General features: G+C 71.1%; 5 protein-coding genes and 1 pseudogene. 2 read left to right on the forward strand and 4 right to left on the reverse strand.

Annotated features, from left to right (window positions below):
* The 4 genes from HED23_RS06895 to pta all read right to left on the reverse strand — a co-directional run bounded on the left by HED23_RS06895 (nt 1) and on the right by pta (nt 10308).
* A complete protein-coding gene (locus HED23_RS06895) occupies nt 1-4644 on the reverse strand; it encodes an RICIN domain-containing protein (RefSeq protein WP_398086233.1) in 4644 nt (1547 codons plus the stop codon).
* An 842-nt stretch (nt 4645-5486) separates the two neighbouring features.
* The gene (gene pyk / locus HED23_RS06900) at nt 5487-6914 is read right to left on the reverse strand and encodes a pyruvate kinase (protein ID WP_203182527.1); all 1428 of its coding nucleotides are present in this window, start codon (nt 6912-6914) and stop codon (nt 5487-5489) included.
* 74 nt (nt 6915-6988) lie between these two features.
* Nucleotides 6989-8239: an acetate kinase gene (locus HED23_RS06905; RefSeq protein ID WP_203182528.1), complete on the reverse strand. Its 1251-nt coding sequence runs from the start codon at nt 8237-8239 to the stop codon at nt 6989-6991.
* Nucleotides 8236-10308 carry a phosphate acetyltransferase gene (gene pta / locus HED23_RS06910; protein ID WP_203182529.1) on the reverse strand — a complete coding sequence of 691 codons (2073 nt, stop codon included), beginning with the start codon at nt 10306-10308 and terminating at the stop codon, nt 8236-8238. The genes HED23_RS06905 and pta overlap by 4 nt, the downstream gene beginning before the upstream one ends.
* Before the next feature lie 241 nt (nt 10309-10549).
* Between pta and HED23_RS06915 the strand changes: the two genes are divergently transcribed.
* Together HED23_RS06915 and HED23_RS35840 are read left to right on the forward strand one after the other, a co-directional pair.
* Nucleotides 10550-11575: an ATP-dependent 6-phosphofructokinase gene (locus HED23_RS06915; RefSeq protein ID WP_203182530.1), complete on the forward strand. Its 1026-nt coding sequence runs from the start codon at nt 10550-10552 to the stop codon at nt 11573-11575.
* 271 nt (nt 11576-11846) lie between these two features.
* Nucleotides 11847-12089, forward strand: a pseudogene (locus tag HED23_RS35840) (helix-turn-helix domain-containing protein); the annotation flags it as partial.
* Nucleotides 12090-12648 lie beyond the last annotated feature (559 nt).

The raw sequence follows: 12648 nt of genomic DNA on the forward strand, positions 1-12648 counted from the left end.
TTACACCGGGTATCCGGTGAAGACGTAGAACCCGCCGGGCTTGTGCCCCGGCGCCCGTTTGAGCACGATGACGAACTGGTTGCCGGTGCGGGTGACCGTCCTGCCGTCGGGGTGGGCCACGAAACCGAGCGAGTTGTCCTTGCCGCCCATCGTGCCCCTCAGCGTCTTCTGCTGCTGGCTGCCCCGCATCCACTTGCTGATCTCGGCGGCCTTCGCCGCCAGGATCTGGTCGACGACCGCCTGTGTCGTCCCCACGTTGTCGAACACACTGATCTTCTCGCCCTCGGTCTGGGCCCGGGCGAGGGCGGTGGCCTCGGATGTCGTGTGCTTGCTGAGGATGTGCGCCTGCCCGGCGAACTTCTGCGCGTCGGCCACGAGGTTGCTGCAGTTGTGGACCAGGACGGGCGATTCGCCCGCCAGCACGAAGAAGGTGTGCAGGTCGTCGACGGTGAGGTCGTGGACCGTCCGGTCCGCCGGGGCGGCCCGTTCCCTGAGGGCGGTCACGGCCCTTACCTCGCCGTCCTCCGTCCGCAGCCGGTCGCCCACGGCCAGGTCGGCCACCACGGTCCAGCCCTCGCCGACGACGAAGAAACGGTGTCCCAGGGTGCTGGAGACCTGGCCGCCGTCGGCCAGCACGACGTCCACCAGACGGTCGGTGTCGTGCCGGTAGGTGCTGAGCACCTGCTCGGGGCGGAGTTCGCCCGTCACGGGGTCGGCGGCCAGTACCCGGTCCGTCCGGTCCACCTCACTGATCGCCCTGCTGGTGCCGTCGGCCATCAGCACCCGGGTCTCCCCGGGGAAGCTGTTGATCGTGCACGCGGTGCGCAGATCCTCGTACGCGTTCACCGACCGCTGGACGTCGGCGAGGGTCGCGGGGTCGATGTCCAGCGTCTTGAGCGCCCTGAACGCGTCCGCGACGCCGATGCCCGTCTGCATGGCGGCGTCCAGAGCCCGGATCCCCTCGACGACCTTCTCGATCGCCTTCCCCGGGACGAAGTTGGACGCGGCCCACGCACACCCGCTGACACTGCCGTGCCAGCAGTCGACGAAGTCCCCGATCAGGATCTCCTTGAGCACCTGGTACACGATCGTCTGCTGGATGATGTCCAGCTTGCTGAAGTAGCTCGTCACCTCCTTCGTCTGGTTCGGGAAGGTCTTGGTCTCCAGGAAGACCGTCTCCTCCTGCGGGCACCCCGACCGCGTCGCCGGGACGCTCGGGTCGGTGCACACGTAGAAGTCGAGTGTGGCGTCGAAGTGGACGGTGAACGTCACCTCGCAGCCCTCGAACCCGATCTTGATCTCGCAGGGGTTCTGCTGGTCGGCCTTGGTCACCTTGATGTCGTCTACGACGTAGAAGGTTCCCCCGATCCCCGTGCCGGCGCCCGTGGACACCTGCTGGTTGGCCTCCTTGCGTTCGGCCGACTCGGCGGCCTCCTGCGCGGATTCCGCGTATTTCTGGGCGTCCTTGGCGGCTTCCTCGGCGGCGGTGGCGGCAGTATCGGCACGCTCGGCGGCCGCGCGTGCCGCGGACGCTGCTTCCTCCGCCGCTGATGCGGCGTCGCGTGCCGCCTGGGCGTCGAGGGCGGCCTGGTCCGCGGAATCGCGGGCTTCGACGGCGTACCCCTCGGCCCGTCCGGCGGCCCTGTCCGCGGCGTTCGCGTCCTCGGTGGCCTGGCGGCCGTACTCGATCGTCCGGGCCAGGGAGGCCGCGGCCTTCGACGCGGCCGTGGCGGCGGCGGCCGCGTAGCCGAGTGCCTCCTTGGAGTATCCGCGGGCGTCCGCCGCGTGTCCGGCGGCGTTCGCCGCGTGCTGGTAGGCGGCCTTCGCGTCGCCCTGCGCCGTGTCGGCGATGACCTTGGCGCTCGCGGCCTCCGCCGCGGCGTTCTCGGCATGGGCCTCCGCGACGGCCTTCTGCTGCTCGGCGATCGTCTTCGACGCCTGGCCGGTCAGGACCACCAGCCCGGCGGCCGAGTCCTTGGTGACGAAGGGCGAGCCGAGCTGGATCGCGTCGTTCGCGGGTGCGGCGACCTGGGCGGCGGCGTTGCCGGCGTCCACGGCGGTCTGTGCGGTGACGTACGCGAAGCCGGCGGCCTTCACCGACGCCGCTACGGCCTTGAGCCACTCCTGCTGTGCCACGTCCGCATGGGACTTGGCGGTCTTGGCCTGTGCCTCGGCCTCGTCGGCCAGCTCGACCGCCGTCTTCGCCTCCGAAGCGGCGTGCTGGGAGGCCGCGATCGCGTCGGCCGCCGCGCTGGTCGCGGTCTTCACCGCCGCGTCGGCCTTCAGCTTCGCCGCCTGGGCGGCGTCCGCGTCGGAGCGGGCCCGCTCGGCGGCCGCCTCGGCACGGGTGGCCGCGGCGTCCGCGTCCGCGGCTGCCTGGGTCGCCGCGTCGGCCTCGGAGCGGGCGGCCGTTGCCGCCGACTCGGCTGTGTCGGCGTACCGGGCCGCGGCGTCGGCCGCCGCCCGGGACTCCTGGGCGTTGCTGTCCGACTCGTGCGCCTCGGCGAACGCGTCCTTCGCGTAGGCCTTGGCGCGTGCGGCGTCCGCCTCCTGCTCGGCGTCCCACGCGTCGTCCCGCAGGTTCCTTGCGTTGTCACGGGACGCCTCGGCGGCCTTCTGCTTCGAGACGGCGGTGCCCTCGGCCGATTCCGCGTTCTCCTGCGCGGTCTTCGCCTTCGACGCCTGGGCCTGGGCGTTCTGCTTGTGCTGGGCCGCCTCGGCCTGTTTGGCGGCCGCGGTCTCCTTCTCCGCCTTGGCCGTCAGCTCCTCGGCCTCCGCCGAGAGCCGCCTGGCGTGTGCCTGCGCTGCGGCCGTCTTTGCATCGCCCTCGGCCTTCAGGGCCTCGGCGAGCTTGGCCTCCGCGGTCTCCTTGTCCTTCTTGGCGTTGTCGCGGTGGACCTTGGCCGCGTCCGCGGCCGCCTTTGCCTGCAACTCCGCGGCGTACGCCGCCTGCTTGCGGAACTCGGCCTTCGACTGGGCGGCCTGAGCAAGCGCCCGCTGCGTGATCGTCGCGCTGTCACCGGCGGCGGCGCGGGTCGCCGCCTCGGCGGTCTCACCCGCCTTCACCATCGCGGTGAGAGCGGCGGCAGCGCCCTGGGTGACCTGTGCCTTCTGCAGGCCGACCAGCAGACCGCGGCCACGCGGCGCGCCGTTGGCGTCCGCCACGGCGTAGGCGGCCTGCTCGGCGGCGGCACTGGTCGTGCCGGCCTTCGCCGCCGCGGCGGCCTGCGTCCTGAGGACGGCGAGCTGCGCCTTCGCGGAGACCTGGGCGGCGGCGATCCCCTTCTTCGCCTTGTCGAACTGGGCCGTCGGCGGCAGGGTGCCGTTGTGCGCGGACACCTTGACGGTGAACTTCTGCGCGCTGGTGGTGTTGCACGTGTACGTGAGCGCGTCCTGGCCGTTGGTGAACGACGGCAGGTTCAGGCACTTGCCGGTCCCGACGCTCTTCAGGGCCGTGGTGGCCCGGACGTTGTACTCCCAGGTCTGCGCCGGGGAGCTGTTGCACGTCCAGAGCTGGATCTTCGTACCGTTCGCCGTGTTGTTGGACGACACGTCGACGCACTTCTGGGAGTTCACGTTGCGCAGGTGCAGACCGGCGTCGTCACCGGAGACCTCCCACATCTGCGCCGCGCTGTTGTTGCACGTGTACATCTGGACGGCGGTGCCATTGGTCTTCCCGCCGCCCGCGGCCTCCAGGCACTTGCCCGACGCCCCGGGGACCTGGATCACCGTCGGTGAGCTGCCGATCCAGCCGACGCCGCCGGAGGACCAGTAGTCCTGCCAGCGGGTGAGGTGGTCGGCGACCCACGAGTGGCCCAGCATCTGGCCCAGCGCCTCGGACCCGGCCGCGAGCGCCTTGGTGGCGTCCTTGTTGGCGTTCAGGATCTGGTCGCGCTGCGTGGCCTGGGACGCGATCTCCTGCTGCCACTCGGTGGCCGCGGTGGCGGAGATGCCGCCCAGTGCCTTGTTCGGGTCGATCGGGTCACGCCACGCGCACGCGGCGAACCGCGACTTCAGGTCCTCGACCGCGATGCGGTGCTCCGGGGTGCCCGGGTCGGGGGCGGTGCGCGCGAACCCTCCGGAGGCGAGGAAGAGACCGGCGTTGTCCGCGCCGGCGGGCTCCAGGGGCCAGTCCGTCAGGTGCTCGAAGGCGTCGCGCTCGGCGAGCGCACGGTTCCACTCGTCCGAGGGAAGGCCGGGGTCGGGGTCCTGCCCGTACAGCGGGGTGCCCAGGTCCTTGACGGCCTGGAGTGTCGCGTCGTCCGCCAGGGGGGTGGGGTCCTCGTAGAAGTCGCTCTCGTCCTTCCAGAAGCGGTCGGCGATCCAGGTGGTCAGGCCGGTCTGCTCGTGGAAGTCCTTCTGGCCGTCGTTGCTGGTGCCCGGCGGCCACTGGAAAGCCGCCTGGGTGAAGCCGGCCGGTGTCTCGAGGCCGGAGACCGGAGCCTTCCAGCCCTGGTGGAGCGCGTCGAGGGCGTCCAGTTCGGCGCTCGCGGCCTCTCTGTCCTTGGTGTAGGCCGCCGCGAGGGGGGTGTCCTCCCAGTGGTCCCGGTTCGCCAGGACGTGGAGCTGTTCGGGCGTCTTGCCGAGACCGTCCTGCGCGGTCTGGGCCATGGTCGACCCGCCGAGCCGCAGGACGTCGCCCATGAGGCACTGGTCCTGCCGCAACTGCTCGGCCGCGGTGTCCTCGTACCAGTCGTAGGAGCTGCCGACCGGTTCCATGGCCGGGCCGGCGAACCGGTCGGCCAGGTCCGGGCGGATGCCCAGCGCGGCCAGGAGGGCTACGGCGAGCAGGGGCGGGACGGCGCGGGCGGACCGCCTGGACCGTCGGGGCACCCGTCTTGGCGACCCTGGTGATATGGCAAACAACTGCGCATCCTCTGCATGAAGGGCGGACACGACCGGGAGGCGGCCGATGGCCGGCTCGGAGACGCCGTGGGGCGGGCCGTCCGGCCCGCCCCACGGCATCAGGAGCGGCGGTGTCCGGCCGGAACGTGAGGCGCGGATCGCGGATGCTGCTGCCTTGCGACATGACTTCCCCCCGGCGTCACTGTGCCCCCCGGTCGCGTGAACGACGTCGCACGATCGCGGACAAGAGAGAAATCCGGTCAGGTGCAGCGTCACTTTAGATAGAAGTCGACTCTTCCGGGTGCACGAAAAGGTGCTCCGGGTGCGCCAGTTGGCGTGAATTGGTCTGTTTCGGCACAACCGAGGGACCGGCCGCCCTGGGCGGGTGGGTGTCGGAACTAGCGGACGCCCTGTGTGGAAGGTGTGAAGGCCCGATGGTCAGGGACAGATCAAGCTGGCCGAAAATCGCCTGAGGTGCAGAAGGGTGGGAGGGGGAGCGATCCGGCCCGGGCCTGCGGTCCCCCGGACCGGCAGAGCCCTCGGCAGGCCGGTCCGGCCGCCACGCCGACGGCTCCGCACGACAGTGGCCCGCGCCCCGGTACGTACCGGAACGCGGGCCACAGAGGTGCGGGCGGGGAGCGTCAGGCGCGCTCGCCGCTCAGGTGGTGCACCCGGACCATGTTGGTGGTGCCGGGGACGCCGGGAGGCGAGCCGGCCGTCATGACCATCGTGTCGCCGTCGCTGTAGCGGTTCAGCTTCAGCAGCTCGGCGTCCACGAGCTCGACCATCGCGTCCGTGTTGTCCACGTGCGGCACGACGTAGGACTCGACGCCCCAGCTCAGCGCGAGCTGGTTGCGGGTGGACTCCTCCGTGGTGAAGGCCAGGATCGGCTGCGCCACGCGGTAGCGGGAGAGACGGCGGGCGGTGTCACCGGACTTGGTGAACGCCACCAGCGCCTTGCCGTCCAGGAAGTCCGCGATCTCGCAGGCCGCGCGCGCCACCGAACCGCCCTGTGTACGGGGCTTCTTGCCCGGCACCAGCGGCTGGAGGCCCTTGGAGAGGAGCTCCTCCTCGGCGGCGACGACGATCTTCGACATCGTCTTGACCGTCTCGATCGGGTACGCGCCGACGGAGGACTCCGCCGACAGCATGACCGCGTCCGCGCCGTCCAGGATCGCGTTGGCGACGTCGGACGCCTCGGCGCGGGTCGGCCGCGAGTTGGTGATCATCGACTCCATCATCTGGGTCGCCACGATCACCGGCTTGGCGTTGCGGCGGCACAGCTCGATGAGGCGCTTCTGCACCATCGGGACCTTCTCGAGCGGATACTCGACGGCGAGGTCACCGCGGGCGACCATCACACCGTCGAAGGCGGCGACGACGCCCTCCATGTGCTCGACGGCCTGCGGCTTCTCGACCTTGGCGATGACGGGGACCCTGCGGCCCTCCTCGTCCATCACCTTGTGCACGTCCTTGACGTCCTCGGCGTCCCGCACGAAGGACAGGGCGACCAGGTCGCAGCCCATCCGCAGGGCGAACCGCAGGTCCTCGACGTCCTTCTCGGACAGCGCGGGGACGTTGACCGCGGCACCGGGGAGGTTGATCCCCTTGTGGTCCGAGATGACGCCGCCCTCGATGACGATGGACGTGACGCGGGGGCCGTCGACCGAGACGACCTTCAGCTCCACGTTGCCGTCGTTGATCAGGATCGGGTCACCCTTGGTGACGTCGCCCGGCAGCCCCTTGTAGGTGGTGCCGCAGATCGACTTGTCGCCGGGGACGTCCTCGGACGTGATGACGAACTCGTCACCGCGGATCAGCTCGACGGGCCCCTCGGCGAACTTCCCGAGGCGGATCTTGGGTCCCTGGAGGTCGGCGAGCACGCCGACCGCGCGGCCGGTCTCGGCGGCGGCCGCGCGGACCCGGTCGTAACGGCCTTGGTGCTCCTCGTGGGTACCGTGACTGAAATTGAAACGGGCCACACTCATGCCGGCCTCGATCAGAGCGACGAGCTGCTCATGGGAGTCGACGGCGGGACCGAGGGTGCAGACGATTTTGGAACGGCGCATGAGGCGGATCCTATCGGTTTGTTTCACTGCGGAATATTCCGTCTGGTGGAAGATACAAAGGGGCGCGGGCCCGCTCAGTTGTGGACCAGGTCGAAGGTCTGGCCCGCGATCTCCAGCTCCTCGTCCGTAGGCACGACGGCGACCGACACCCGTGCGCCGTCGGGCGAGATCAGCCGCGGTTCTCCGGACCGTACGGCGTTGCGGTCCGGGTCCACGGCCAGCCCGAAACCCTCCAGTCCCGCGAGCGCAGCCTCCCGTACCGGGGCCGAGTTCTCCCCGACCCCCGCCGTGAACACCACGGCGTCCACCCGGCCGAGGACCGCCGAATAGGCGCCGATGTACTTCTTCAGCCGGTGGATGTAGACGTCGAACGCGAGAGTGGCCCGCTCGTCGCCCTCGTCCACGCGGCGCCGGATCTCCCGCATGTCGTTGTCGCCGCACAGGCCGACCAGGCCGCTCCTCTTGTTCAGCAGGACGTCGATCTCGTCCGTCGACATCCCCGCCACCCGCTTCAGGTGGAAGGTGACGGCAGGGTCGATGTCTCCCGAACGCGTACCCATGACCAGCCCTTCCAAGGGGGTCAGTCCCATGGACGTGTCCACACACCGGCCGCCCGCCACCGCGGACGCCGAGGCGCCGTTCCCGAGGTGCAGCACGATCACGTTCACGTCGGCGGCCGGCCGGCCCAGCAGCTCCGCCGTCCTGCGCGACACGTACGCGTGCGAGGTGCCGTGGAAGCCGTAGCGGCGGATGCGGTGCGCGTCGGCGGTGCCGACGTCGATCGCGTACCGCGCCGCGTGCTCCGGCATCGTCGTGTGGAACGCCGTGTCGAAGACCGCCACCTGGGGAAGGTCCGGCCGCAGCGCCTGTGCCGTGCGGATCCCGGTGATGTTCGCCGGGTTGTGCAGGGGGGCCACCGGGACGAGCCGCTCGATCTCCTTCAGCACCTCGTCGGTGATCACTGTGGGCTCACTGAACTTCAGGCCTCCGTGCACCACCCGGTGGCCGATCGCCGCCAGCTCGGGGGAGTCGAGGCCGAGCCCGTCGGCCGCCAGCTCGGCGGCGGCGGCCTTCAGCGCCTCCTCGTGGTCGGCGATCCTGCCCGTGCGCTCGCGGGGCTCCCCGCCCTTCAGCGGGGTGTGCACGAGCCGGGAGGACGATTCGCCGATCCGCTCGACCAGGCCGGTGGCCAGCCGCGAGCGGTCGCGCATGTCCAGCAGCTGGTACTTCACCGACGAGGAGCCGGAGTTGAGCACGAGTACGCGATGGGCGTCGTTCATGGAGCGGGAACCTTCGCTGGTCGGGTCGGTGGTCATCGCGGTCATTCCTCGCTCTGCGCCTGGATCGCCGTGATGGCCACCGTGGTGACGATGTCCTGGACCAGCGCGCCGCGCGAAAGGTCGTTGACCGGCTTGCGCAGCCCCTGCATGACCGGGCCGACCGCGACGGCGCCGGCGGAGCGCTGGACCGCCTTGTAGGTGTTGTTGCCGGTGTTGAGGTCCGGGAAGATCAGCACGGTCGCCCGGCCCGCCACCTCGGACGCCGGCAGCTTGGTCGCGGCGACGGACGGCTCGACCGCCGCGTCGTACTGGATCGGGCCCTCGATCCTCAGGTCCGGACGTGAGGCGCGTACCCGGTCCGTGGCCTCCCGCACCTTGTCGACGTCGGCGCCCGTGCCCGAGGTCCCCGTCGAGTACGAGAGCATCGCGATACGGGGGTCCACACCGAAGCGGGACGCGGTGGCCGCGGACTGCACCGCGATGTCCGCGAGCTGCTCCGCGTCCGGATCCGGGTTGACCGCGCAGTCGCCGTAGACCAGGACCTTGTCGGCGAGGCACATGAAGAACACCGAGGACACGATCGAGGCCTCGGGCTTCGTCTTGATGATCTCGAACGCCGGCCGGATCGTGGCCGCCGTGGAGTGCACCGAACCGGAGACCATCCCGTCGGCCAGGCCCTCCTGGACCATCAGGGTGCCGAAGTAGTTGACGTCCGAGACGACGTCGTACGCCAGCTCCACCGTCACCCCGCGGTGCGCGCGCAGCTCGGCGTACCGCTCGGCGAAACCTTGGCGCAGCTCCGAGGACCGGGGGTCGACGAGCTGGGTCTCTCCGAGGTCGATGCCCAGGTCGGCGGCCTTCTTGCGGATGACGTCGGTGTCCCCGAGCAGGGTCAGGTCGCAGACGTCGCGGCGGAGCAGCACATCGGCGGCGCGCAGGACGCGCTCCTCGGTGCCCTCGGGCAGGACGACCCGGCGCCGGTCGGAGCGGGCCTGTTCCAGCAGCTCGTGCTCGAACATCATCGGGGTCACCCGGCCGCTGCGGGCCACCGAGATCCGCTCCAGCAGGGCGCCGGTGTCCACGTGGCGTTCGAAGAGGCCGAGTGCCGTCTCCGCCTTGCGGGGCGTCGCCGCGTTCAACTTTCCTTCCAAGGCGAAGAGTTCACCCGCCGTGGGGAAGGATCCGCCGGCCACCGCGACGACCGGGGTGCCCGGCGCGAGGCGGGCCGCGAGCCGGAGTATCTCCTCGCCGGGGCGTTCGTTCAGGGTCAGCAGGACGCCCGCGATGGGCGGCGTCCCGGCGCTGTGCGCGGCGAGCGAACCGATGACGAGGTCCGCGCGGTCGCCGGGGGTGACGACCATGCAGCCCGGGGTCAGGGCCTTCAGGAGGTTCGGCAGCATGGCGCCGCCGAACACGAAGTCCAGCGCGTCCCTGGCCAGGCCGGAGTCGTCACCGAGGAGAACCGTCCCGCCCAGTGCGGTGGTGATCTGGGAGACGGTGGGGGCGGAGAGCGCGGGGTCGTCCGGGAGTACCGAGCAGGGGACCGGGAGCTGTGTCCTCAGCCGCTCCGCGATCTCCGAGCGCTCCTCGGACGCCACCCGGTTCACGATCATCGCCAGGACGTCGCAGCCGAGACCGGCGTAGGCGCGGTAGGCGTTGCGCGTCTCGGCCCGCACGGATTCGGCGTCCTGGTCCTTGCCACCGACCACCGCGATCACCGAGGCGCCGAACTCGTTGGCGAGCCGCGCGTTCAGCGCCAGTTCGTCGGGGAGCTGGGTGGCGGCGTAGTCGCTGCCGAGGACCAGCACCACCTCGTAGTCGCGGGCCACCCGGTGGAAACGCTCGACGAGCAGGGAGACCAGTTCGTCGGTGCCCTTCTCCGCCTGCACCGCGGAGGCCTCCTGGTAGTCCAGGCCGAAGACCGTCTCGGCGCTCTGCGAGAGCCGGTAGCGGGCCCGCAGCAGCTCGAACAGCCGGTCGGGCCCGTCGTGGACCAGTGGCCGGAAGACGCCGACCCGGTCCACCTGACGCGTCAGTAGCTCCATGACTCCCAGATCGACGACCTGACGGCCGTCTCCCCGGTCGATCCCGGTCACGTACACGCTGCGCGCCACGCGTGGTCTCCCGTCCTGTTTGACTGGCATGTCCCATTGACGATACCTACCGGGGCAGGTGAGCCGCCCGCCGGGCACCGTGCCCGGAGAAGGCCCTCCGGGTCCCCGAACGGTTCCCGCCATTGCAGCCGGAAGCGCGGGTGCCCGGCTCGGCGTGGGACAATCGTCATGGCTCACGGTACGGGGGTTTCTCGACGGGTCCCCGGAACGCATGGCACTAGCGAGCAGGAGACAGAGCAGGATGCGCATCGGAATTCTCACCGCAGGCGGCGACTGCCCAGGCCTGAACGCTGTGATCCGTTCGGTCGTGCACCGCGCCGTGGTGGGTCACGGCGATGAGGTCATCGGCTTCGAGGACGGCTTCAAGGGGCTGCTCGACGGCCACTTCCGGCCCCTCGACCTGAACGCGGTCAGTGGCATCCTGGCCCGCGGCGGCACGATCCTCGGCTCGGCGCGGCTCGAACGCGACCGGCTGCGCGAGGCCGCCGAGAACTGCGCGGAACTCTCCCTCCGTTACGGCATCGACGCGCTCATCCCGATCGGCGGCGAGGGCACGCTCACCGCGGCCCGCATGCTCTCCGACGCCGGGATGCCCGTCGTCGGCGTGCCCAAGACCATCGACAACGACATCTCCGCCACCGACCGGACCTTCGGCTTCGACACCGCGGTGGGCGTCGCGACCGAGGCCATAGACCGGCTCAAGACCACGGCCGAATCGCACCAGCGGGTCATGGTCGTCGAGGTCATGGGCCGCCACGCGGGCTGGATCGCGCTGGAGTCCGGCATGGCCGGCGGTGCCCACGGCATCTGCCTGCCCGAGCGGCCCTTCGAGGTCGACGACCTCGTGAAGATGGTCGAGGAACGCTTCGCGCGCGGCAAGAAGTTCGCCGTCATCTGCGTCGCCGAGGGGGCGCACCCGGCCGAGGGTTCCATGACGTACGCCAAGGGCGAGATCGACCAGTTCGGGCACGAGCGCTTCCAGGGCATCGGCAACCGCCTCGCATCCGAGCTCGAACGGCGGCTCGGCAAGGAGGCGCGGCCGGTCATTCTCGGCCATGTGCAGCGCGGCGGCACGCCGACCGCGTACGACCGGGTGCTCGCGACCCGCTTCGGCTGGAACGCCGTGGAGGCCGTCCACCGAGGTGACTTCGGGAGGATGACCGCGCTGCGCGGGACCGAGATCGTGATGGCCCCGCTCGCGGACGCCGTGACCCGTCTGAAGACGGTCCCCAGCGACCGGATGTACGAGGCCGAGTCCGTCTTCTAGTCCCCGCCCGGCATCTGGTCCCCGCCCGGCATCACCCGCGGCCCCGGCCATCCCCCGTGGACGGCCGGGGCCGTGGGCGTCGGCACCCACCCGCGGCCCCGACCATCCCCCCGTGGACGGTCGGGGCCGTGGGCGTCCCCCCGTGCATGTGCCGCAATCCACTCTTGAGGAGGCGGTGCGGATCAACAAGGCTTGACCCTGTCCGGGACATGTCCCGACGCCTGTCCGGTGCCGGACCGGGCGGGCGGGACCAGGCAGGGGGAGGCAGTGGATGACGGGTGACGGCAGGACTCCGGATCCTCAGGAGGCGCGGGACGCGGCCGGGTTCGTCGAGCTGCTGCGCAGGCTGAAGGACGCCTCCGGGCTGACGTTCCGTGAACTGACGCAACGGGCCGAAGCGGTGGGCGACGTACTGCCGCGCTCCACGATCGCCAACATGCTCGCCCGCACGACCGTCCCGCGCGAGGAGCTGCTCGCCACCTTCGTGCGCGCCTGCGGCTGCGGACCCGCCGAGGCGGACAGCTGGCTGGCGGTCCGCAAGGAGATCGCGGTGCACGGCACCCGCCCAGGGGCGGGGGCGTCGGAGGAGGCCGGGGCGCCGGACGGCTCCGTGGCCCCCGAAGGGCCGGAACCGGACGCACCCGCGCGGCGCCGCCGTCCGTCGCTCGTGGCCGTGGTCGCCGTGGTCGCCGCGGTGGCCCTCGCGGCCGTGGCCTGCGCGGTGGCCGCCCTCGGGCCGGACGGCGGCCCCGAGGGCGGGCGGGAGACCGCCCGGCCCGTCGCCGCACCCGCCACGGGGCCCGTGCGCATACGGTCGGTCCGTACGGACCTCTGTCTGTCGGAGCGGCTCGGCATGAAGAACGGCACCGTCTACCAGATGCCCTGTGTCACGGACACGGTCCCGCGGTTCAGCCTGCTGCCCCTCGGTTCCGGGACCTGGCGCATCGTGACCGACCACCCCGACTACGGGGAGGGCTGCACCGGGGTCCTGCACGGGCTGACCGCAACCGGAACACCCCTGGAGGACACCGGGTGCGGCCACCGGGGCCCCGCCGAGATCTTCCGGCTCGAAC

It is taken from the genome of Streptomyces pratensis (genome assembly GCF_016804005.1).
Taxonomy (GTDB): domain Bacteria; phylum Actinomycetota; class Actinomycetes; order Streptomycetales; family Streptomycetaceae; genus Streptomyces; species Streptomyces pratensis_A.

Coding starts and splice junctions, on each gene's coding strand:
- HED23_RS06895 (WP_398086233.1), bottom strand. CDS start 4,644: ATGGGCGACGTCCTGCGGCTCGGCGGGTCGACCATGGCCCAGACCGCG.
- pyk (WP_203182527.1), bottom strand. CDS start 6,914: ATGCGCCGTTCCAAAATCGTCTGCACCCTCGGTCCCGCCGTCGACTCC.
- HED23_RS06905 (WP_203182528.1), bottom strand. CDS start 8,239: ATGACCGCGATGACCACCGACCCGACCAGCGAAGGTTCCCGCTCCATG.
- HED23_RS06915 (WP_203182530.1), top strand. CDS start 10,550: ATGCGCATCGGAATTCTCACCGCAGGCGGCGACTGCCCAGGCCTGAAC.